Source organism: Rhizobium sp. WYJ-E13 (genome assembly GCF_018987265.1).
In the GTDB taxonomy this organism is placed as follows: domain Bacteria; phylum Pseudomonadota; class Alphaproteobacteria; order Rhizobiales; family Rhizobiaceae; genus Rhizobium.
The window spans coordinates 1138928-1162232 of the sequence record NZ_CP076854.1 but is presented as its reverse complement, the minus strand read 5'-3'; the positions used below and the strand labels follow the sequence as shown (position 1 = coordinate 1162232).

18 protein-coding genes and 1 pseudogene are annotated in these 23305 nt (G+C 60.6%); 12 read left to right on the top strand and 7 right to left on the bottom strand.

Features of this window, described 5'->3' with window-relative positions; all coding sequences use genetic code 11:
• Positions 1–26: 26 nt before the first annotated feature.
• The 4 genes from KQ933_RS26835 to KQ933_RS26820 are packed head-to-tail and all read left to right on the top strand — an operon-like array spanning position 27 to position 3813.
• Complete coding sequence (locus KQ933_RS26835; protein WP_216759041.1) at positions 27–1004, top strand: sugar kinase; 978 nt, start codon at positions 27–29, stop codon at positions 1002–1004.
• Positions 1004–2278: a D-tagatose-bisphosphate aldolase, class II, non-catalytic subunit gene (locus tag KQ933_RS26830; protein WP_216759040.1), complete on the top strand. Its 1275-nt coding sequence runs from the start codon at positions 1004–1006 to the stop codon at positions 2276–2278. Before KQ933_RS26835 ends, KQ933_RS26830 begins: the two co-directional genes overlap by 1 nt.
• A gap of 24 nt (positions 2279–2302) precedes the next feature.
• A complete protein-coding gene (locus KQ933_RS26825) occupies positions 2303–3028 on the top strand; it encodes an SDR family oxidoreductase (RefSeq protein ID WP_216759039.1) in 726 nt (241 codons plus the stop codon).
• Positions 3029–3039: 11 nt separating this feature from the next.
• Complete coding sequence (locus KQ933_RS26820) at positions 3040–3813, top strand: SDR family NAD(P)-dependent oxidoreductase (RefSeq protein ID WP_216759038.1); 774 nt, start codon at positions 3040–3042, stop codon at positions 3811–3813.
• Between the two features lie 88 nt (positions 3814–3901).
• Here the strand turns inward: KQ933_RS26820 and KQ933_RS26815 are convergent.
• The 3 genes and pseudogenes from KQ933_RS26815 to KQ933_RS26805 all read right to left on the bottom strand — a co-directional run bounded on the left by KQ933_RS26815 (position 3902) and on the right by KQ933_RS26805 (position 6174).
• Positions 3902–4211, bottom strand: a pseudogene (locus KQ933_RS26815) (MarR family winged helix-turn-helix transcriptional regulator).
• A 201-nt stretch (positions 4212–4412) separates the two neighbouring features.
• Positions 4413–5123 carry an MgtC/SapB family protein gene (locus KQ933_RS26810; RefSeq protein WP_216759037.1) on the bottom strand — a complete coding sequence of 237 codons (711 nt, stop codon included), beginning with the start codon at positions 5121–5123 and terminating at the stop codon, positions 4413–4415.
• Positions 5124–5187: 64 nt separating this feature from the next.
• The gene (locus KQ933_RS26805) at positions 5188–6174 is read right to left on the bottom strand and encodes a hydrogen peroxide-inducible genes activator (RefSeq protein WP_253958348.1); all 987 of its coding nucleotides are present in this window, start codon (positions 6172–6174) and stop codon (positions 5188–5190) included.
• A 192-nt stretch (positions 6175–6366) separates the two neighbouring features.
• Between KQ933_RS26805 and katG the strand changes: the two genes are divergently transcribed.
• Both katG and KQ933_RS26795 read left to right on the top strand, forming a co-directional pair.
• Positions 6367–8550 carry a catalase/peroxidase HPI gene (gene katG / locus KQ933_RS26800; RefSeq protein WP_216759036.1) on the top strand — a complete coding sequence of 728 codons (2184 nt, stop codon included), beginning with the start codon at positions 6367–6369 and terminating at the stop codon, positions 8548–8550.
• A gap of 329 nt (positions 8551–8879) precedes the next feature.
• Entirely contained in the window at positions 8880–10685 is a 1806-nt protein-coding gene (locus KQ933_RS26795; protein ID WP_216759035.1) for a sensor domain-containing diguanylate cyclase, read from the top strand.
• Positions 10686–10710: 25 nt separating this feature from the next.
• On the opposite strand, the gene KQ933_RS26790 is transcribed toward KQ933_RS26795, so the two are convergent.
• From KQ933_RS26790 to KQ933_RS26775, 4 genes are all read right to left on the bottom strand, one after another.
• Positions 10711–10911, bottom strand: a complete 201-nt coding sequence (locus tag KQ933_RS26790) for a hypothetical protein (RefSeq protein ID WP_216759034.1) — start codon at positions 10909–10911, stop codon at positions 10711–10713.
• A gap of 141 nt (positions 10912–11052) precedes the next feature.
• A complete protein-coding gene (locus KQ933_RS26785) occupies positions 11053–12072 on the bottom strand; it encodes a glycine betaine/L-proline ABC transporter ATP-binding protein (RefSeq protein WP_216759033.1) in 1020 nt (339 codons plus the stop codon).
• Positions 12065–12952, bottom strand: a complete 888-nt coding sequence (locus tag KQ933_RS26780) for a proline/glycine betaine ABC transporter permease (RefSeq protein ID WP_216759032.1) — start codon at positions 12950–12952, stop codon at positions 12065–12067. The genes KQ933_RS26785 and KQ933_RS26780 overlap by 8 nt, the downstream gene beginning before the upstream one ends.
• 105 nt (positions 12953–13057) lie before the next feature.
• Entirely contained in the window at positions 13058–14056 is a 999-nt protein-coding gene (locus KQ933_RS26775; protein ID WP_216759031.1) for an ABC transporter substrate-binding protein, read from the bottom strand.
• A 478-nt stretch (positions 14057–14534) separates the two neighbouring features.
• Here KQ933_RS26775 and KQ933_RS26770 point away from each other — a divergent pair, with 478 nt between their 5' ends.
• The 6 genes from KQ933_RS26770 to KQ933_RS26745 all read left to right on the top strand — a co-directional run bounded on the left by KQ933_RS26770 (position 14535) and on the right by KQ933_RS26745 (position 23269).
• A complete protein-coding gene (locus KQ933_RS26770; RefSeq protein ID WP_253958347.1) occupies positions 14535–15302 on the top strand; it encodes a GntR family transcriptional regulator in 768 nt (255 codons plus the stop codon).
• On the top strand, positions 15292–16128 hold the full coding sequence (kduI, locus tag KQ933_RS26765) for a 5-dehydro-4-deoxy-D-glucuronate isomerase (RefSeq protein ID WP_216759029.1): 837 nt from the start codon (positions 15292–15294) through the stop codon (positions 16126–16128). The genes KQ933_RS26770 and kduI overlap by 11 nt, the downstream gene beginning before the upstream one ends.
• A 5-nt stretch (positions 16129–16133) precedes the next feature.
• Complete coding sequence (gene kduD / locus KQ933_RS26760; protein WP_216759028.1) at positions 16134–16889, top strand: 2-dehydro-3-deoxy-D-gluconate 5-dehydrogenase KduD; 756 nt, start codon at positions 16134–16136, stop codon at positions 16887–16889.
• Between the two features lie 207 nt (positions 16890–17096).
• Positions 17097–20723 (top strand): hydantoinase B/oxoprolinase family protein, encoded by a 3627-nt coding sequence (locus KQ933_RS26755; protein ID WP_216759027.1) that lies wholly within the window; start codon positions 17097–17099, stop codon positions 20721–20723.
• 186 nt (positions 20724–20909) lie between these two features.
• The gene (locus KQ933_RS26750) at positions 20910–21440 is read left to right on the top strand and encodes a winged helix DNA-binding protein (protein ID WP_216759026.1); all 531 of its coding nucleotides are present in this window, start codon (positions 20910–20912) and stop codon (positions 21438–21440) included.
• Entirely contained in the window at positions 21437–23269 is a 1833-nt protein-coding gene (locus KQ933_RS26745; protein ID WP_216759025.1) for an ABC transporter ATP-binding protein, read from the top strand. The genes KQ933_RS26750 and KQ933_RS26745 overlap by 4 nt, the downstream gene beginning before the upstream one ends.
• The last annotated feature ends 36 nt before the right edge of the window (positions 23270–23305 follow it).

The following is a 23305-nucleotide window of genomic DNA, read 5'->3' as shown; positions in this document are numbered from 1 at the left end:
CGACATCTATCGAAAGCAGGATGGCAATGGCTTCAGTGCTGGCTCCGGACCATCTCGGTCCCACGGTTTGCGTCGGCGAGATCCTCGTGGAGATCGTTGCCATGACGATCGGAGAGGGATTTCTCGAAGCCCAGCCGCTCGTCGGGCCGTTTGCCAGCGGGGCGCCGGCGATCTTCATCTCACAATGCGGCCGGCTCGGCGGAGCGGCAGCAATGGTGGGCGCGGTCGGCAATGACGATTTTGGTCGCGTCAATATCGACCGCCTCAGGCGCGATGGCGTCGATGTGTCGACCATTGCCGTCGATCCTGACTATCCGACTGGAAGCGCCTTCGTCCGTTACCGCAAGGACGGCTCGCGTGACTTCGTCTACAATATCGCGAAATCCGCGGCCGCCCGCTTCGGCTGGTCTCAGGATGTCGCCGATCTCATCAACCGCAGCGGACATCTCCATGTGATGGGTTCGGCTCTCTCCGTTCCGAGCGCTCGGGAAGTAATCGACAAGGCGGTCGATATTGTGAAGACGCGAGGCGGCACGCTCTCGGTCGATCCGAACATCCGCAAGGAATTGCAGCTCGATGAGGATACCGAGCGCCGATTTTTGCGGCTTGTCGCCGCCGCCGATCTTCTTTTGCCGTCAGGGGAGGAGCTCGAGCGTGCTGCAGGCATTGCGGGCGAAGCCGCGGCGATCCGCCGCCTGTTCGACATCGGCGTGAAGGAGATCGTACTGAAGCGCGGAGCGGAGGGAGCGACTTATTTCGGCAGGGACGGAGACCGGATCGATGCTCCTGCATTCCTCGTCGAGGAGGTCGATCCGACCGGTGCCGGCGATTGCTTCGGCGGCGCTTATCTCACCTGCCGGCGGCTCGGAATGTCCCCAGGCGAAGCTCTTGCCTATGGTTCGGCCGCCGGTGCGCGCAATGTGACGGTTCGCGGTCCGATGGAAGGTGCCGGCACCCGTCAGGAGCTCGACGCGTTCATCGCCTCGACGGAAAGGCGCCCCTGATGCAGATAGCACTCAACGAGCTGGCTGCACTCAGGGTCCAGGGGCGTCCCGCCGGTATCGTCTCTGTCTGCTCGGCCCACCCAATCGTCCTGCGGGCAGCGTTGCGTCATGGGCGTGACCATGCGAGCACGGTCCTGATCGAAGCCACCTGCAATCAGGTCAACCATTTAGGCGGCTATACCGGGATGACCCCTGCGGACTTTGCCGCCCTTGTGCTGCGCATCGCCAAAGAGGAGGGCTGCCCGGAAACCCTCATCACGCTTGGGGGCGACCACCTCGGGCCGAATCCCTGGCGGGATCGTGCGGCCGAAGAGGCCATGGCGGAAGCCGAAAGGATGGTGGCGGCCTATGTCGATGCCGGATTTCGCAAGATCCATCTGGACGCGTCGATGGGCTGCATGGGTGAACCCGCCGCGTTGGATGACGACACGACCGCCCATCGCGCTGCACGCCTTGCCGCTGTCGCGGAGACCTCGGCAAGGCAGGCAGGGGGAGCCATGCCGGTTTATGTGATCGGCACGGAGGTTCCTCCTCCCGGCGGTGCGGATCATGCGCTGACCACGATCGAGCCGACCGCGGCTTCCGCCGCCAGGCGAACCATCGATGTCCATCGTCATGTCTTCGCTGGGGCCGGCCTTGCGGAGGCGTTTACGCGCGCTATCGGCCTGGTGGTGCAGCCGGGCGTCGAGTTCGGCAACCATAACGTCATCCGCTACGACCGCAGCAGGATCGACGCATTGAGACAGGTGCTCGGAGACGAGCCGCAATTCGTGTTCGAAGCGCATTCCACCGATTATCAGGGCACCGATCCGCTGACCGCGCTGGTCGAAGATGGGTTTCCCCTTCTCAAGGTCGGGCCGGAGTTGACCTTCGTGCTGCGCGAGGCGCTCTATGGGCTGGATCTGATCGCCTCTGATCTCGTGCCTCATTATGGCGAGCGTCCGCTTTATGCCGCGATGGAGGCGCTCATGCTGGCGCATCGGGAAAACTGGAGCCGGCACTATCACGGCACGGAGAATGAGCAGCGCTGGCTTCGGCATTATTCGCTGTCCGATCGCATCCGATACTATTGGACGTCGAAAGAGGCTCGATCCGCCGTCGCACGCCTTTGCGACTCGCTTGCCGGAAAATCCGTGCCGTTTCCGTTGTTCCGGCAGCACATGCCGGCCGCCCAGCAGTTTTGTGACATGCCGCTGGATCCTGAGGAGGTTCTGATCTGGCGGGTGACGAAGAGCCTTGCCGACTATCATGCAGCATGCGGCGCAGGCAGATAGCGCTGCTCAACCGAGGAGGAAAGAATGAACGAGTTGAAAGGGAAGGTCGCCGCAATCACCGGCGCGGCGTCGGGTATCGGAATGGCGTCGACGGAGGCGATGGTCGCGGCGGGCGCCACGGTCGTTCTTGTTGATCGCGACGAGAAGGCGCTGAAAGCAGCCTGCGAGCGTCTGGGTAAACAGGCGATACCTCTCGCCCTGGACCTGCTCGACCCGGAAGCATGTGCTCAGCTTCTTGACCGCGTTCTATCAAAGGTGGGGCAGCTCGACATTCTGCATGCCAATGCGGGTACCTATATCGGCGGCGACCTTGCGGATGCCAATCTCGACGCCATCGACCGGATGCTGAACCTCAACGTCAATGTGGTGATCAAGAATGTCCGGACCGTCATTCCGCACATGATCGAGCGCGGCACAGGCGACATCATCGTCACGAGCTCGGTCGCGGGCCATGCGCCAGTTCCCTGGGAGCCGGTCTATTCGCCGTCGAAATGGGCGATGCACTGCTTCGTCCAGACGATGCGCAGGCAACTGCTGAAAAGTGGTATTCGTGTCGGCTCGGTTTCTCCGGGACCGGTCATCAGCGCATTGCTTGCCGACTGGCCGGAAGAGAACCTGCGCAAGGCGAAAGAGGCCGGCGCCCTGATCGAACCCAAGGAGGTGGCGGATGCGATCATGTTCATGCTGACGCGTCCGCGCAACGTGACGATCCGCGACATCGTGGTTCTTCCAAGCGCATTCGACATCTGAGGAGCTTGACCATGAGCTATCAGGAAAAATTCCGCCTTGACGGCGAGCGCGCCGTCGTCACCGGCGGCGGGCGGGCCATCGGGCTTTGCTGCGCTCACGCACTCGCCGAAGCCGGCGCAGCCGTCGTCGTCATCGAGCGCAATGAATCCGACGCCGAGCAGGCTCTGGCGCTCAAAGACCAGGGATACGACGTCGAGCTGCGTCTCGGCGATGTGACCGATTCCGCCCGCATGGAGGCGATCGCCAATGAACTCGCCGGCAGCGGTCGCCCGGCAACGATCCTGGTAAACAATGCAGGGATAGGGCAGAACGGGATTGCCGCAGAAGATGTCACGGACGCCGACTGGCTGCGGATGATGAATGTCAATGTCAATGGCGTCTTCTGGTGTTCGCGTTCCTTCGGCCGCCATATGGTGACGATGAAACGCGGGGCGATCGTCAATCTCGGCTCGATGTCCGGCATCATCTGCAACCGGCCGCAGCCGCAGACGGCCTATAACGTCTCCAAGGCTGCCGTTCACCACCTCACCCGTTCCATGGCCGCCGAATGGGCTCAGCATGGTGTCAGGATCAATGCGGTTGCGCCGACCTACATCGAAACCCCGATGGTGGCTGCAGTCGAAGCCAATCGCGAGCGGATTCCGATCTGGCTTGCCGATACGCCGATGGGACGAATGGGCACGCCGGAAGAGGTCGCAAGCGCGGTTCTCTTTCTCGCATCCGGTGCGGCAAGCTTGATGACGGGAGCAATCGTCAATGTCGATGCGGGATTCACCTGCTGGTAGACCGGGTCGGGGAGAGTCTTCGAGGCGCCGGCGATTCTGCCGACGCTTCGCTTTCTTCCGCCAACCTGCCCACCTGCACGGGGGTTCGTCAGCTTTTGACCGGATCATCCTTCACGGCATCGGCAAATTTCCGCATCAGGCGGACCAGATTGTCCAGATCATCGGGATCCCATGTCTTGAATATCTCGATCCCTATCCTCTCAAGAGCCGCATCGACGCGGTCCGTCATCGCTTTGCCCTTCGCGGTGACGACCGCTTCGCTGACGCGGCGGTCCGTTGTCCCGGCCGGCACGGCCGGCAGATCGACCACGCCGATCGGCCCCCAATCTTTCAATGCCTACCAGCAGAGGGAAGAGGGCGCGCCAGGTGACCGGATTCTTATCCGTCCGGATGACTATGTCGGCGCGATCACCTCACAAGACGAAGTGGCTGCATTGGAAGCCTGTCTGCATGATGTCGGGTTGCGGGCAGGGGCGGCAGCCGGGCGATAAAAAATGCTTCCGCGGCATCGCTTCGTCAGTGGGAGCAGAGATAGTTATGGCGCGGAACCGTCAGAGCTCTTCAGTGACGCTTCGTCATGATCGTGATGACATTCGCTGTTAAGCTCCGGTCGTGCGATGCTCGAAGCGGGTAACGCGAAAGTTCGTTTCCAAAGATGCAGCAATTTGGTCAGCACCTGGAATGCCTTGAACGGATGTCCATCTGATCTCGTAGATTAGCTCTCGGTACGCCTCATCGCTGTCCCTGAGCTCTGTGAAGGTCGCTTCTGAAAGCTCGATAGCCGTCTTCTTCAGATCAGGAATGCCGGCCTCGACCGGCAGTCTGATTGCGACCATGCCTTTCTGTTGACCTGATATCCACCGGTCTACCTGCTTCAGCGGGGAAAGGATCAGGACGGCGAGAATGGTCACGATAGCGCCGATCACGATCTGCCCGCCGCCGAAACACAGGCCGATTGCCGTGATCAGCCACAGCGTGGCCGCCGTAGTCACGCCGGTTGTAATGTCGCCCCTCCTCAGGATCGCCCCGCCACCGATAAAGCCCACGCCAGTCAGGACGCCGAGTGGGAAGCGCAATATGTCCATTGATCCGTTTACGCTCTGGCTCGTTGCCAAGAGGATATTCGCCTGGATCATCGAAAGACAGGCCGCTAGCCCTACGAGGATGGTCGTGCGCAATCCCGCGACATGTCCCCCGCGTTCCCTGTCGAGGCCGATGAATGCGCCGGCGATAATCGTTGCCGCCAGACGGATTGCGATGTCCGTCCAGCTCGGCGTGATCGGCATCAGGTCGATCAAATCCAATTTCATGCTCCCCTTGTCGCAAATCAGCGCCCAGAACGCGGGATCGCTGCCGATCGTTTAGTGCGGGAAGCTAGAGCGCGGGTGGCAAGCCGGCCAGTGGGACAGTAAAATCCGTCACGGAATCGGCAGGTGCAGGATCGGGTTCATTCTGCGAAGACCGATGGCGCAGGCTTGCGGCCGAATCGCGAATGACCTCGGAAATCTGGAGCAGCTGCTTGGCCAGAGGCGTCGAATTGCGCCAGATGATTCCGATCGTTCGCAAGGGTTGGGGTGTGCGAAACCGGGAGATGGAGACATCCGCCGAGCGCGTTTCCACCGGCACCGCCATTTCGGGGATGAGGGTGACGCCGATACCGGCGCTGACCATCTGCACCAGCGTCGAGAGCGAGCTTCCCTCCATGATTTCGCGGGGACGCGTCGATTCTATTCCGCAGAAGGACAGGGCCTGATCTCGAAAACAGTGCCCTTCCTCCAGAAGAAGCAGGCGCATTTCGCGCAGAGCCTCGGGTTCCGGCACCGGCTTTCCTTCGTCTTCGCGCCGTCGGACCAGCAGGAACTCCTCGTCGAACAGCCTGATTTCGGTCAGCGATGGTTTCGATACCGGCAATGCGACCACCGCCAGATCGAGCTCACCCTGCGCCACTTCATGAACCAGCCTGGCCGTCAGCGTTTCGCGCACCTGAATTTCGATATTCTCGAAGGTCCTGTTCAGGTCGCCGATGATCGCCGGGAGCAGATAGGGGGCGATGGTTGGAATGATGCCGATCCTCAGCCGCGTCAACAGCCTGTCCTGCGAGGCGCGGGCAAGGTCGCCGAGTTCGTCCACGGCCCGTAGAATATCGCGAACCCTCAGCGCAAAGAGCTGTCCGAATGCTGTCAATTTCACTTCGCGCGCACCGCGTTCGAAGAGATTTCCGCCGAGCTCTTCCTCAAGCTCCTTGATCTGCATGGACAGAGCGGGTTGCGAGATCGCACAGGCATCGGCCGCATGCCGGAAACGGCCGTGACGTGCCAGGGCTTCGAAATAGCGAAGCTGCTTGAGGGTAACATTGGTCATAAGATCAACTTATCGCAGCCATCAGTAAATCCAACTTAAAATTATCACATGCTTCCGATAAAAAGGAAGAACAGGGAGGATGCGTGCCGACCCCGATCGAGCCGGGACGAGGTGTGGGTACGCGATCAGGCCCCAATAGTTTGACGGACAAGGCGGCTGCAGAACGGTCGTCTGAAGCAACAGGAGAAAACTATGGACCAGAAACCAGAGAGCGCGGGCAAATGTCCCGTTGACCATTCGGGAGCACGTGGCAGGGGCAATCGCGACTGGTGGCCGAACCAGCTCGACCTGCAGGTGCTGCACCATCATTCCGACCTTTCGGATCCGATGGGCAAGGATTTCGATTATGCCGAAGCGTTCAAGGCGCTCGATCTCGATGCGGTGAAGCAGGATCTTCACGCGCTGATGACGGATTCGCAGGACTGGTGGCCGGCCGATTTCGGTCATTACGGCGGTCTCTTCATCCGCATGGCCTGGCACAGCGCCGGCACCTACCGCATCACCGACGGCCGCGGCGGCGCCGGTCAGGGCCAGCAGCGTTTTGCGCCGCTCAACTCCTGGCCTGACAACGTCAACCTCGACAAGGCCCGCCGCCTGCTCTGGCCGATTAAACAGAAATACGGCAACAGCATCTCCTGGGCTGACCTCTTGATCCTCACCGGCAACGTCGCGCTCGAATCCATGGGCTTCAAGACCTTCGGTTTTGCCGGCGGCCGCGCCGACGTCTGGGAGCCGGAAGAACTCTACTGGGGTCCGGAAGGCACCTGGCTCGGCGACGAGCGCTATAGCGGCGAACGCCAGCTGGCAGAGCCGCTCGGCGCCGTGCAGATGGGCCTGATCTACGTCAACCCGGAGGGCCCGAATGGCACGCCCGATCCGCTCGCATCCGCCCGCGACATCCGCGAAACCTTCGCCCGCATGGCGATGAATGACGAAGAGACGGTGGCGCTGATCGCCGGTGGCCACACGTTCGGCAAGACCCATGGCGCCGGCGACCCGTCATTCGTCGGCGTCGATCCAGAGGGCGGTGCGCTCGAGGCCCAGGGCCTCGGCTGGGCGAGCACGTTCAACAGCGGCGTCGGCCGCGATGCGATCGGCAGCGGCCTTGAAGTCACCTGGACGACCACTCCTACCAAGTGGAGCAACAATTTCTTCTGGAACCTGTTCGGCTATGAATGGGAGTTGGAAAAGAGCCCGGCGGGCGCCCATCAGTGGGTGGCAAAGGGCGCTGGCGCCACCATCCCGGATGCCTTCGATGCCTCGAAGAAACATCTGCCGCGAATGCTCACCTCCGACCTTGCACTGCGCTTCGACCCGATCTACGAGGCGATTTCGCGCCGCTTCCTCGAAAACCCGGATCAATTCGCCGACGCGTTTGCCCGCGCCTGGTTCAAGCTGACCCACCGCGACATGGGACCGAAGGTCCGCTACCTCGGCAAGGAAGTGCCGGCCGAAGACCTGATCTGGCAGGATGTCATCCCGGCCGTCGACCATCCGCTCGTTGACGACCAGGATATTGCCGGTCTCAAGGCCAAGGTCGCTGCTTCCGGCCTGACAGTGCAGGAACTGGTCTCGACCGCCTGGGCGTCGGCTTCGACCTTCCGCGGCTCCGACAAGCGCGGCGGCGCCAACGGAGCACGCATCCGTCTTGCGCCGCAGAAAGACTGGGAGGTCAACGAGCCGGCACAGCTTGCCAAGGTTCTGGGTGTCCTGGAAGGCATCCAGAAGGACTTCAACGCGGCCCAGACCGGCGGCAAGAAGATCTCGCTCGCCGACCTGATCGTGCTGGCCGGTGCAGCCGGTGTCGAAAAGGCGGCCAAGGCCGGTGGTCACGACGTCGTCGTGCCGTTCACGCCGGGCCGCATGGATGCAACCGCCGAGCAGACCGATGTTGCGTCCTTCGCTGTTCTGGAGCCGCGCATCGACGGTTTCCGCAACTATGTGAACGGCAAGCGACAGCAGTTCATGAAGCCGGAGGAAGCGCTCGTCGACCGCGCCCAGCTCCTGACGCTGACCGCACCGGAAATGACCGTGCTTATCGGCGGCCTGCGGGTGCTGACGGCCGGCAAGCCGGAGCACGGCGTCTTCACCGCCCGTCCGGAAGTGCTGACGAACGACTTCTTCGTCAACCTGCTCGACATGGGCACCGTCTGGGCACCGGTTGCCGGCAAGGACGGCGTCTACGAAGGACGCGACCGCAAGACGAAGGAACTCAGGTGGACCGGCACCCGCGTCGACCTGATCTTCGGCTCGCATTCGCAGCTTCGCGCTCTTGCGGAAGTCTACGGCCAGTCGGATGCCAAGGCGAAGTTCGTCAAGGACTTCGTCGCCGCCTGGAACAAGGTCATGAACGCCGATCGCTTCGATCTCGTCTGATTGAAAAGCCCTGTCTGTACGCGGCGGTATCGCCGTCGCGTACAGGCGTTTGAGCGATCGAGCAGTCTCTGTTCGGTATTGCGCGCTCGATTTTTCTCGTGCAGCCACGACGACTGCAATCGGCACAGCCACGTGCTCTGAAGATTCATTCAGCCATTCAGTATTGATCGTACCGCCCTTGCGATTGCCAAGGGCCGTTTGCAACGCAATGTCTATAGGCAGATATTTGCTGCAGACCGTCATAAGTTTTCGCAAACGGTGTGTCGCGACAATGTTACGTTAGAGGTCCCTTTAATTCTCCTTCAATCCGATTTCGCTATCATGGCCTCATGAGAATAAGAACGATCACCAACTGGGCCTATGGCATAACCATGATCCTCACGGCGCTTTCGGCCGGCGCCTTTATCATGTCATCGCGCAGCGCCGAGGACGAGAGGCGTGCGGTTGAGGAGCATCTCGCTCTCGATACGTTGACTGAACAGCTCGAGATGGGCGCGGAATTTTCCAGCGATGAAGCACGGTTCTACGTCATGCGCGGAGAACAGCGCCACCTTGATGCCTTCAAGGCGGATGAGGAAACCGAACGGCGGCGCGAAACGGCGGCCGAGCAGATCGCGGCCAGAGATATATCCGTCGTGGAGCGGACAATTATTGAGGACATAGATAAGCAGGCTGAGGCGCTTGACGTTCTGGAGGCCGCCGCTATCGATGCCTTCCAGAAAGGTGACAAACAAGCGGCACAGCAGGCGCTCTTCGGGCCGGAGCACGAGAGGTTGCAGACGGCGCTCCTGGAGTCGGCCGGGCATCTGCGTGATATCACCGCGACACGCACAGGAGCCGCACTCGATGATGCGCGTCGGCGCAGTGATCAGTGGAGCCTTGTCGCCAAGGTCATGCTGGCCATTACCGGTCTGCTCTTCCTTGCCGTGCTCTATTTTATCCTGCGGCGTCGTGTGGCCATGCCTCTGGTGCGCATGACGGGTATCGTTAACCGGCTGGCCAAGCAGGATTATGCGGTCGAAGTCCCTGTCGACCGCCGCCGTGACGAAATAGGCGAGATGAACGATGCCATCCAGATCTTTCGTGAAAACGGGCTCGAACGCGAGCGTCTGGATGCCGAACGGCGGGCCGACCAGCACACCAAGGATCTCATCCTGCAGATGATGCATCGCCTTCAGGCCTGTGAGAACCAGCACGAATTGGCCGATGTTGTCGCACGCTTCGCGCCGCAGATCTTTCCGGGCATTGCCGGAAGCCTTTATATCCTGAACGAGGACAAGTCCGCGCTCGCACAAGCCGGTGCATGGCTGGAGCCCGTCAATGCACAGGAGGCCTTTCCGGCCAATGCCTGCTGGGGTCTGCGGCGCGGACGCCCGCATATGAGCGGCACCGGCGACGGCGATGTGCCCTGCCATCATGTCGAGGGCAGCGGTGTTGCGACCTCCTGTCTTCCTCTGACTGCGCAAGGTGATATGATTGGCCTTCTCTATCTCGAGGAACGCAACGGACAGGTGCCGGTACTGGAAGATGCCCGCCTCTACCTGGAACTGATTGCCGAGAATGTCGGGCTGGCGGTCGCCAACCTGCAGCTTCGTGAAAAGCTGACAGATCTTGCCGTCCGAGATCCGCTGACCGGGCTCTTCAACCGCCGCTTTCTCGACGACGCGCTGAATCGGCGTGGCCGTGATAATGCCGAAGAGCCGCTGGCCTGCCTGATGATCGATATCGATCATTTCAAGCGCTTCAACGACCAGTTCGGCCACGATGCCGGTGACTTGGTCATGCAATATGTCGGGCAAATCTTGCGAAGTGCCGCGGCCGAATACGGCAACGCATTTCGTTTCGGCGGTGAGGAATTCACGATCCTGCTGCCTGACCACAGCGAAGAGGACGGATTCCGATTCGCCGAGATGCTGCGTGCGCAGATCGGCGCAGCCGCGCTCTCCCACTCAGGTCACATTCTCGGCGCCGTGTCGGTGTCGATCGGTGTGGCAGTGTCACCTGGGGAAGGTACTGTCGATACATTGGTAAGCCGCGCCGATGCGGCTCTTTTGGATGCCAAGGCCAAAGGCCGTAATCGAACGGTGCTGGCAAGCAGCCTTAGCAGGCCGGCGCAGGAAACGCTGCGCGCCTGATGCCTGCAAGCAGGAAGTCAGTTGATTAATTGCCGACTGCGCCATGAGGCGCAAGTTCGCTGATCTCGCGGATCGCGCCGTAATCGCGCTCATGGGCGGAGCGGAAACGGCTTTCCTTGCGCCCCGTCAGATCACGATGGTAGCGGTCGGTCATGCCATCGGCATAGGTGCCGGTATCGGCGTCGAAGTCTTCATTCGACCGCTTGATCGAGAAAAATTTGAACATCTTCAGGCTCCTCCACAGCGTGTCTTCAACACTCGGACGTGTCGTTCTGTTCCTTCTCTCAAATGATTATAATGAAAAAATTAACCATGTTTAAACAAACGGCATATGTTTGGGCGCATGCCACCTGATTGCTTAAGATTTTCATGCTTGATGTAAAAGCAGCGCCAGCAATTGTTGCAGTGAAACGCCGCCCAGCGGCCGGCCCTCATGCGATATGACTGTGGCGGAGGAGACGTTGCCGCGCGACATTTCCCGCAATGCTCCTTCGAGATCCATATCTTCGGCAAGTCGCAGCTGGCTTTCGACCGAGATCTGTTTCGCGACGGCACCGATCTTGATGACCCGACCGCGATTGACCTCCTTGACGAAGGCAGCGATGTAATCGTTGGCCGGGTTGAGGACGATCTCAGCCGCCGAACCCTGCTGGATGACTTCACCGTCGCGCAGGATGGCGATTTTCTCCCCGAGCCGGAGAGCTTCGTCGAGATCGTGGGTGATGAAGACGACCGTTTTCTTCAGGTCCTTCTGTAGATCGAGGAGGACGGTCTGCATGTCGACACGGATCAGCGGATCGAGCGCCGAATAGGCCTCGTCCATCAGCAGGATTTCGGCATCATTGGTGAGCGCCCGCGCCAGGCCGACGCGCTGCTGCATGCCACCGGAAAGCTGGTTCGGATAGTGCCCATCAAAGCCCTCCAGACCAACACGCTTGATCCAGGCATTGGCCCGTTCCTCACGCTCCGCCTTTGCGACGCCCTGGATTTCCAGACCATAGACGGTGTTCTGCAGAACGTTGCGATGCGGCAGCAGGCCGAAGCGCTGGAAGACCATGGCAGTCTTCCGGCGGCGGAATTCGCGAAGCTGCAGGGCGTCCATGCGACAGACATCCTCGCCGCCATAGAGCACTTCCCCCGACGTCGGGTCGATCAGCCGGTTGATATGGCGGATCAGCGTTGACTTGCCGGAGCCGGAAAGGCCCATGATGACGGTGATCCTGCCGCCGGGGATGGTGATGTTGATATCTTTCAGACCCAGAACATGGCCATGTTCTCTGTTGAGCTCGGTCTTCGACATGCCGTTGCTGACCGCTTCCACATAGTCGCCGCCGCGCGGGCCGAAGATCTTGAAGAGGCTCCGGATTTCAATCGAATTGCTAGCCATGCACGATCTCCCGGTGCTTCTGGAGCCGCAGCCCATAGGCCTGACTGATGCGGTCAAAGATGATGGCAATGCCGACGATGGCGAGACCGTTGAAGACGCCGAGGGTGAAGTACTGGTTGGAGATAGCCTTGAGAACCGGTTGGCCGAGCCCCTGAACGCCGATCATCGAGGCGATGACCACCATGGCGAGCGCCATCATGATCGTCTGGTTGATGCCGGCCATGATGGTCGGCAGCGCCAGTGGCAGCTGGACGTTGCGAAGTTTCTGCCAGCTCGATGAACCGAAGGCATCGGCCGCCTCCAGCACATTCTCATCGACCATGCGGATACCAAGATTGGTGAGACGGATCATCGGTGGCAAGGCATAAATGACGACGGCAATGACGCCGGGCACTCGGCCGATGCCCAGAAGCATGACGACGGGGATCAGGTAGACGAAGCTCGGCATCGTCTGCATGACGTCGAGAATGGGGTTGACGATCCTCTGCATCGTATTCGACCGCGCCATCAGGATGCCGAGGGGCAGGCCGATCACGATAGAGAGCACAGTGCAGACGAAGATCATCGACACGGTCTTCATCGTATCCTGCCACATGTCGAAATAGCCGATGACAACAAGCGTCAGCACACAGCCGATGACCACCTTCCAGTTGCGGCTGGCAAACCAGGCAATGGCAGCAAAGACGATCAGCACGATTGGCCAGGGCGTGCCGGTCAGCAACCGTTCTGCCCAGATAAGAAAACTTTGCAGCGGGCTGAAGGCAGCCTCGATGCTGTCGCCGTAGGCGCGGGTGAAAGCGCGAAACCCTTCGTCGACGCTCTTCTTCAGCGCGCGCAGCGTCTCGTCGTTCATGGTCGGAAATTTCCAGAGCCAATCCATATCGGTTCCCCAAAATAGATAGTGGCGGCGGCCGATTGTTGTTTTGGCCGTCGCGCCGAAGGATTGTCTGGGCAGCGATAAGCTGCCCATGTCATGTCCGAATGATTAGAGCGAAGCCTTGATCTTTTCGGCGGCTTCCGGCGAGACCCAGTCCTTCCAGAGGGGCTCGTTGTTCTTCAGGAAGTATTTGGCGCCGTCTTCACCGGTTGCTTGGTTGTCGGTCATCCAGGCGATCAGCTTGTTGACGGTGTCATTGGTCCAGGCGCGCTTCTTGAGGTAATCAATGGCCGGGCCGCCGCGATCGGCGAAGGTCTTGCTGATCAGCGTCTGCACGTCGTCGGACGGCCAGGCATTCGGCTTGGGATCGGCGCAATCGGCATCCGAGGTGCAGCGCTTCCATTCGGCTGCGTCGTATTCCGTTCCGTATCCTAGCTTGACCATCTCGTATTTGCCGAGCAGCGAGGTCGGTGCCCAATAATAGCCGACCCAAGCCTGCTTGCCCTCGTAGGCCTTGGCGATCGAGCCATCGAGGCCCGCGGCAGAACCGGTATCAACGAGCGTAAAGCCCGCTTTCTCAGCATCATAGGCCTTGAAGAGCTGTGCGGTGACGACAGTGCCACCCCAGCCCTGCGGGCCGTTGAAGACGGCGCCCTTGCTCTTGTCTTCCGGCGCCGGGAAGAGTTCTGGATGTTTCAGGAGGTCCGGAATGGTCTTGATGTCGGGATGAGCGTCGGCGATGTATTTGGGGATCCACCAGCCCTGTATTGCGCCGTCCGAGAGGATCTTGGCGCCCTCGACGACCTTGCCGCCTTCAAGGCCGCGCTTGACCAGTTCCGGCTGCAGGCTGACCCAGGCTTCCGGTGCAACGTCCGGCTCTCCCTTTTCCGCCATGGAGGTCAGCGTCGGGACGGTATCGCCGCTGACGATTTCCGCCGTGCAGCCATAACCTTCCTCGAGGATTAACTTATCGAGGCTCGCAGCCACTTCTGCCGACTGCCAGTTCATGCTTGCGATGGTGATATTGCCGCAATCGGCGGCAGAAGCGCTGCCGCCCGCGAGCATGGCGCCAGCTGTGAGAATGGTGGATGCCAAAAGTACTTTCATTTTTTTGTTCCCTCTGGTCGCGGTGCATCCTGAACCCGGGCGCCGGCGGCACCGCGCGCCGACCCCTGCATTGAGCCTGCTTTAGGGCTGCAACGGCCATTCTGTTTACGTCAAAAAATGGCGCATTAGAGCCTTCTTTCAATGCTGTCTTAAATACGGCGTCGCTGACGGCACGGTGGTCAGACGTGATCGCGCTGTGGTTGTTTCCGCGGCGGCGTCATGTCATTCGGCTGAACGGCGGGTCGCGCCTATCGATCGTCGAAAACGAGCGCATCAATCGCTGTCCCCATTCACGGGTCAACTTTTCACAAGGCGATTTTCAATCATTTCCAGGAACGAAGGATGCGCTTGTCAGAAGTTGGATACTAATATATTACTTATTTGGTCGGGCTGCAGGGAGGCGGTTGTCGGTGGTTTCGGATGCTCGATTTTCGAATCTTGCCGGTGAAGGAACGCGATGAATTCGCCAACCGGAATCATGCGCAAAAAGCGCTCTCTTCAAGGCGTCACCGTACTTTCGCATCAGCGCGCAGCCGCACCGCGAGCGGCCACGCTGGTCTACAATGCGCTTCTCGATGACATCGTGTCGTTGCGCCGCAAGCCGATGGAGTTGTTGAACGAGAAGGAGCTCGAAGCGCAGTTCGGCGTCAGTCGCACACCGATCCGCGAGGCGATCATCCGCCTTTCCGATGACGGTCTGGTTGACGTCTTCCCGCAGTCGGGTACGTTTGTTTCCCGTATTCCGCGCCGGGCGCTTTGCGAAGCGATGCTCGTGCGCAAGGCGCTAGAGGATACAACGGTTTCGATCGCGGTCGAGAAAATGACGCCGGCGGGTCTCAGGGCGCTGGAACGCAATCTTGCCGATCTCGACGCCTGTCACCGCGAAGGTGATGTCGCGACCTTCCATGTCATCGACAATGATTTCCACCAGCTCATCAGCAATATCGCCGGCTTTCCCGGCATCTGGACGATCATCCAGCAAGTCAAGGTTCACAGTGATCGCTATCGCCTGCTGACGCTGCCGCAGCAGGGCCGTCTGAAGCGCGTCATCGAGGAACATGCCGCCGTCATCGATTGCATGCGAGCGGGCGACAAGGCCGGTGCGAAGGCGGCCATGGAATTCCATCTCGGCAACCTCCTGCGCGAAGTCGAAAAGGCCGAGATGCTCGACCCCGCTTATTTCATTGAGGATGCCCCGTCGATGGCGGCATCCGGAGGAGAGAAGGATCATTCCAATGCAGATTGACGTACGGCACGCCTCCCATCCCGAAGCGGTGCGCGGTTTCGATACGGAAACGCTGCGGCGTCACTTTCTGGTCGAGACGGTGTTTATATCAGGCGAAATCAGGCTCACCTATTCACACTATGACCGCATGGTCATCGGCGGTGCAGCGCCGCTCGGCGCGGCCCTGGCGCTGACGGCGCCGAAGGCCATCGGCCAGGAGACGTTTCTGGCGGAGCGCGAACTTGGCGTGCTGAACGTCGGTCATGCGGGCCGTATCGTCGTTGACGGCAGGGCCTGCGAACTGGCGAAATATGATTGCCTCTATATCGGCAGGGGCGCCGTCGATGTCAGCTTCGAAAGTGCTGATGCCGGCAATTGCGCGAAATTCTACCTCGTGTCGACGCCCGCCCATGCAAGCCACCCGACCGTGCTCCTGACGCGCGACAAGGCGCGGCATCTGACGCCGGGCGAGGCGGCGACCGCCAACAAGCGTTCGATCTACCAGTATATTCATCCGGAAGTCTGCCAGTCGTGCCAGCTCACGATGGGCTTCACCAGCCTGGAGACCGGCAGCATCTGGAATACGATGCCGAGCCATACGCATGACCGGCGCATGGAGGCCTATCTCTATTTCGACCTCGAAGCCGATCAGCGTGTCTTCCATTTCATGGGCGAACCGCGTCAGACGCGCCACATGCTCGTTGCCAACGAGCAGGCGATCATCTCGCCGCCCTGGTCGATCCATTCGGGTGCGGGCACCAAGAACTACAGCTTCATCTGGGCGATGGCCGGCGACAACAAGAGCTTCACCGACATGGACCATATCGCAATCGGCGATCTGAGGTGATGGCGATGCAGGCTCTTTTCGATCTCTCTGGCAAGATCGCCGTGGTCACCGGCGCCAATACCGGCATCGGGCAGGGGATCGCCGTCGCACTGGCTGAGGCCGGTGCGTCGATCGTCGCCGTCGGCCGTTCGTCGATGGATGAGACGGAAGCACTGGTGGCAGGCGCCGGCACGAAATTCCACGTGATCAAGGCCGATCTCGGCACGATCGAACCGGTCAAGCTGATCGTCGCGGAGGCGCTGGAGCGCTTTGGTGGTCTCGATATCCTCGTCAACAATGCCGGCATCATCCGCCGCGCCGACGCGATCGATTTCACCGAGGAAGACTGGGACGCGGTGATGAATGTCAACCTGAAGACGGCCTTCTTTCTGTCTCAGGCGGCGGCCCGTCACATGCTTGAAAAGGGTCGCGGCAAGATCATCAACATCGCTTCGCTGCTCTCCTTCCAGGGCGGCATCCGCATTCCGTCCTACACGGCCTCGAAGAGCGGCCTTGCGGGGCTGACGCGGCTGCTCGCCTGCGAATGGGCGGGCAAGGGCGTCAACGTCAACGCCATCGCGCCCGGCTATTTCGTCACCAACAACACGACGGCGCTGCGCGAAGATGCCGATCGCAATGCGAGCATCCTTGCCCGCATTCCGGCGGGGCGCTGGGGTGAGCCAGGGGATATCGGCGGTGCATCTGTGTTCCTGGCTTCGTCAGCATCCGACTACGTGCATGGCGCCGTGCTGCCGGTCGACGGTGGCTGGCTAGCGCGCTGACGCAATAGCATGCCTGTTCCGGCCAATAGCGGCGTCTTGGAGCGCCGGTCACGATAATCCCAATCTTATCGCCGCGGTCTCCCAGGTCGCGGCGTTCGTTTTGGTGCACAACAAATCCGGGCTGTGTTGCATATCTCTGCCAGCAAAAACGTTGACGATTTATCGATAATTTCTTAGTGATGTCGGAAACGATTGGCGGAGGCGATTTTGTCGGGCATTGCGGCTGGTAGTTGGGACTTCTGGATCGATCGTGGCGGCACCTTCACGGATGTCGTCGGGCGTGACCCATCGGGCGCGCTTCACGCTCGAAAAGTGCTCTCCGAAAACCTCGAAGCCTATCGTGATGCCGCCGTCCACGGCATCAGGCAGCATCTGGGTCTCACGGCCGGCGAAGCGATACCGGCCGGACTGATCGGCGAGGTGCGCATGGGAACCACGGTCGCCACCAATGCGCTATTGGAGCGCAAGGGTGAACGCCTCGCGCTGATCACCACAAAGGGTTTCCGCGACGCGCTGCGCATCGGCTACCAGGAGCGCAAGAACATCTTCGCGACGGAGATCATAAAGCCGGAAGCGCTTTATCAGGATGTGGTCGAGCTCGACGAACGCGTGCTGGCGGACGGTACGGTCGAGCTTCATCTCGATGAAGCATCGACGGAAGCGGCACTGCGCGATCTGCGCACCAAGGGCTATCGCGCTGTCGCCATCGTTTTCATGCATGCCTATAAATATCCGGAGCATGAGGCAGCAGCGGCGCGCATTGCCCGCGCCATCGGTTTCGAGCAGGTTTCCGTCAGTCATGAGGTCTCGCCGCTGATCAAGCTGGTCGGCCGGGGCGATACGACCGTTGTCGATGCCTATCTTTCTCCGGTGCTCGGTCGCTATGTGCGCCAGGTTTCGGATGAGCTCGATGTAGCGCACACCGGCGCGCGCGTCATGTTCATGATGTCCTCCGGCGGTCTGACGGCGGCCGACATGTTTCAGGGCAAGGACGCTATCCTGTCCGGCCCGGCCGGCGGTGTCGTTGGTCTTGCCAAGACCGGTGAGCAGGCAGGTTTCGGCCATGTCATCGGCTTTGATATGGGCGGCACCTCGACGGACGTTGCGCATTTCGACGGCGAATATGAGCGCGCTTTCGAAACGGAAGTCGCCGGCGTGCGCGTTCGCGCGCCGATGATGCTTATTCATACGGTCGCGGCAGGCGGTGGTTCGATCCTGCATTTCGACGGCGGCCGCTTCCGTGTCGGACCGGATTCCGCCGGCGCCTATCCGGGACCGGCCTGTTATCGCAACGGCGGACCGCTTGCGGTCACCGATGCCAATGTCATGGCGGGCAAACTGTTGCCGGAGTTTTTCCCGGCGATCTTCGGCCCGAACCAGGACCAGCCTCTCGATGCCGAGACGGTGCGGCAGAAATTTGCCGAACTGGCCACCGAGATCGGCGATGGGCGCAGCCCCGAAGAGGTGGCGGATGGTTTCATCCGCATCGCCGTTGCCAATATGGTCGAGGCGATCAAGAAGATTTCCGTCCAGCGCGGTTATGACGTCACGCGTTACGCATTAAACTGTTTTGGCGGCGCTGGCGGCCAGCATGCCTGCCTTGTGGCAGATGCGCTCGGCATGAAGAGCATTCTGCTGCACCCGATGTCGGGGCTGCTGTCAGCCTATGGCATGGGGCTTGCCGATATCCGCTCCACCCGCCAGAAGGCGCTCGGCGTGCCGCTTGATGAGGCGGCACCTGCTGCGATCGTTGCACTCGGACGCGAGTTGCAGGGCGAATGCCTGCCGGAACTGGTGGCGCAGGGCGTGGATGCCGAGAAGATCAAGACGGTGGTTCGCGCCCATATCCGTTATGCCGGCACCGATACGCTGCTCGCGGTCGAGGCGCTGTTTCCACAAGGGGACGATGCGGCCCGGCTTCGTCAGGAATTCGAGGTGCTGCACAAGCGCCGCTTCGGTTTCGTTGCGGAGGATAAACCGCTGGTCGTTGAAGCGGCCGAGGTCGAATGCATCGGCGGTGCGGCCGCTGAGATCGATGTCGAGCGTGGCGAGGCGGGCCGTGGCGAAGCCTCGGCCATCCGCCATACCCGCTTCCATTCGCAGGGCGAGAGCCATAATGCGGCAGTCGTTCTGCGCGACAGTATTATCCCCGGCCAGACGGTGACAGGCCCCGCGATCATCATCGAGCCGAACCAGACGACCGTCGTGGAAGATGGCTGGCAGGCGAAGTTGACGGCACGTGATCATATCGTGCTGACGCGTATCGAGGCCCTGCCGGAGCGCACGGCGATCGGCACCAAGGCCGATCCGGTCATGCTCGAGATCTTCAACAATCTCTTCATGTCGATTGCCGAGCAGATGGGTGTGACGCTGCAGAACACGGCCTATTCCGTCAACATCAAGGAGCGGCTCGATTTCTCCTGCGCGGTCTTCGATGCGGACGGCAATCTCGTCGCCAATGCACCGCATATGCCGGTGCATCTCGGCTCCATGGATGCGTCGGTCGCGACTGCCATCCGTGAAAACCCGGTCATTCATCCGGGCGATGTTTTCCTGATCAATGCGCCCTATAATGGCGGAACGCATCTGCCTGACCTCACCGTCTGCACGCCTGTCTTCGACGATGCCGGTGCACGCATCCGCTTCTGGGTGGCGAGCCGTGGCCATCACGCCGATATCGGCGGTATTTCGCCCGGCTCGATGTCACCGCTTGCGACCCATATCGAGGAAGAAGGCGTCTATATCGACAATTTCAAGCTGCTCGATCGTGGTCGTTTCCGGGAAGGCGCCCTTGCCGATCTCCTCACCGGCGCACGCTATCCGGTGCGTACGCTGGCGCAGAATGTCAATGATCTGAAGGCGCAGGTCGCTGCCAACGAAAAAGGCGTGGCCGAGCTTAAAAAGATGATCGGGTACTTCGGCGAGGATGTGGTCGATGCCTACATGGGCCATGTGCAGGATAACGCCGCCGAGAGCGTGCGCCGCGTGCTCGACCGGCTGCCGGACGGCGAATTTTCCTATGAGATGGATCAGGGCTGCAAGATCGTCGTCAAGATCGCCATCGATCGCAAGAAGCGCGAGGCAACGGTCGACTTTACCGGCACGTCGGCGCAGCGGCCCGACAATTTCAATGCGCCGGCACCGGTCACGCGGGCTGCCGTACTTTATGTCTTCCGCGTGCTGGTCGAGGCGGATATTCCGATGAATGCCGGCTGCCTGCGGCCGATCCGTATCGTTATCCCCGAAGGTACGATGCTGACGCCGGCCTATCCCGCAGCGGTCGTCGCCGGCAATGTCGAGGTCAGTCAGGCCGTTACAAACTGCCTGATCGGTGCGGTAGGCGCCATGGCCGCGGCGCAAGGGACGATGAACAACCTGACCTTCGGCAACGACATCTACCAATATTACGAGACCATCTGCTCTGGTGCCCCCGCCGGCCCCGGCTTCAATGGTGCGGACGCGGTGCACACGCATATGACCAATTCGCGTCTGACCGATCCTGAAATCCTGGAGAGCCGTTTCCCGGTCGTGCTCGAAGATTTCCACATCCGTCCGAATTCCGGTGGTCGCGGCCAGTGGCATGCCGGCAACGGCACGCAGCGCACGATCCGCACGCTCGAGAAGCTCGAATTTGCCGTTCTCTCCGGCCATCGCCGTGTCGCACCTTTCGGCTCGAAGGGCGGCGAGCCCGGACAGACCGGTCGCAACTATGTTCGTCGCAACGACGGTACGATCGATGAACTGAGCGGTGCTGCTCATACAGTGCTGGAAGCGGGCGAAGCCTTTACGGTCGTGACCCCGACAGGCGGCGGATACGGGCCACCCGATGCCTGAAGCGTGATCAGTTAAAATGATTTAGAATCAATGCAATAGAGCCGCGTTCCTAAATGTCGAACGCATGTAGGAACGGGGCAGGAGAAACGACGGCAGAATAGAGAAATCTTAGCGATAATTTGTTGACAAATTATCGCTTCCGGCTAACCTGCTTAACGTACTTCAGTTCTGAGATGAGAGAGTTCATTGGATAAACCGAAGGAACGAAAAGCCCCCCGCGAATTGATCGTGTCGTCCGCCCATCTGGCGCTCGGCAGTTCTCCGGCCCTCTCCGAACTTGAATACGGATCCATCCTTTTTTCTCACGCTTTCAATCGCTGGATGGTGCGATGCATGGCTGCAGCCGGGGTGCCGAGCCTGTCGCCGGTGGAAATCCTCATCATCCATTCCGTCCGTCATCGCGGCCGGCCGAAGACGCTTTCCGATCTCTGTCTCGTGCTCGATATTGAGGATACGCATATCGCCAATTACGCGGTGAAGAAGCTCGATGCGGCTGGGCTCGTCAAGACCGGAAAATCCGGAAAGGAAAAGGTGATCCAGGTCACCGACAAGGGCCTGGAGGCGCTGACACGCTATTCCGATATCCGCGAGCGTCTGCTGGTGGAGGCGACCAAGCTCTCAGGCCTTTCACAGGATGAACTCTCCGACATTGCCTCCCATCTGAGAGCCCTGTCGGGATATTACGAGCAGGCAGCGAGGTCAGCGGCAACCTTATGAGTAGATCGACCGAGAGCAACAGCGCTTCCGCTTCCGCCATTCTCTCGGTTCGCTCACTGTCCGTCGACTTCAGGTCCGGCCAGTTTCGGGCCGTCAAATCGCTGAGTTTCGATGTCAGGCCAGGCAAGACGCTCGCCATTGTCGGTGAATCCGGCTCGGGGAAGTCGGTAACGTCGAGGGCCATCATGCGCCTCACCGATTTTTCCGGCGGCCGCATCAGCGGCGGCGAGATCCTCTTCCAGAGCCGCAACGGGCCGGTCGATCTGGTGACCGCGAGCCCCGACCGCATCCGGCAGATCCGGGGAGGGGAGATCGCCATGATCTTCCAGGAGCCGATGACCTCGCTCGATCCGGTTTTTTCGATCGGCGACCAGATTGTCGAAGCCATCCTCCTGCATCAGAAGACCACGCGCGCTGAGGCCAACCGTATCGCGCGGGACATGCTGGAGAAGGTTCGCATTCCCGACGCCGATGCGATGATGAAACGTTATCCGCATCAGCTCTCCGGCGGCATGCGCCAGCGCGTGATGATTGCCATGGCGTTGTCCTGCCGTCCCAAGCTGCTGATCGCCGACGAGCCAACGACTGCGCTTGACGTGACAATCCAGGCGCAGATCCTCAATACAATCCGCGAACTGCAGCGTGAGCTCGGCATGGCCGTGATCTTCATCACCCATGACATGGGTGTTGTTGCCGAGATGGCTGATGACGTGATCGTGCTGCGCCATGGCGAAAAGCTGGAGGATGCCCCGGTCCGGGCGCTGTTTTCCAATCCGCAGCATCCTTACACGCAAGCCCTGCTTGCGGCCGTGCCGCGTCTCGGCAGTATGTCGGGCAAGGCGCCGCCGAATAGTGAGGCACTGGAAGCGGCCCGCTTCGACAGCAAGTTGCCGCTGCTGCAGGTCGATGGTCTGACGGCGCGCTTTGCTGCGCGCAGAAGCCTGTTCGGCCGCCTGACGCATCGCATCCATGCGGTTGAAGGCATTTCCTTCGAGATTGCCGCCGGTGAGACGCTGGCACTTGTCGGCGAATCCGGCAGCGGCAAATCGACGACCGGCCGCATGCTGCAGCAGATCATGGAGCCGACTGGCGGCAAGATCCGCTTCCGTGGTCGCGATGTCGCCGAAATGGATCCGCGCGAGAAGCGTTCCCTGCTGCAGAGGATCCAGTATATTTTCCAGGATCCTTACGCGGCACTTGATCCACGCCAGCGGGTAGCTGCCAGCATCGCCGAGCCTATGATCGTGCACAAATTGCAGCCGAACAAGGCAGCGGTCGAGGCTCGCACGCTCGCCCTGCTCGATCGCGTCGGCCTGCCGCGCGAATACAGAACGCGTTTTCCGCATGAACTCTCTGGTGGCCAGCGCCAACGTGTCTGCATCGCCCGTGCGCTCGCCAGCGATCCGGAACTGATCATAGCGGATGAATCGGTCTCCGCGCTCGACGTTTCGATCCAGGCACAGATCCTCGATCTGCTTCTGGAGCTGCAGCGGGAGCGTGGGCTTTCCTATCTCTTCATCACCCATGACATGGCTGTGGTCGAGAAAATCAGCCACCGCGTCGCGGTCATGTATCTCGGCCAGATCGTCGAGATCGGCTCCCGGCAGGAAATCTTCGAGAACCCGCAGCATCCCTATACGCGCAAGCTGCTGTCGGCCATTCCTGTCCCCGATCCCGATCGCAACATCGACACCACGCTTCTGACCGGCGCGATACCGAGCCCGGTTCGGAAAATCGGCGATGAACCGGCGCTTCTGCAGTACAGCCGATTCTCGTCCTCCCACTTCGTTGCGGCCGAGCCGCAGAAGCTGTCCGAAACCATCCCATAGGACAGGCCGCACCAGAACAGTCACCGAAAAAGAAAA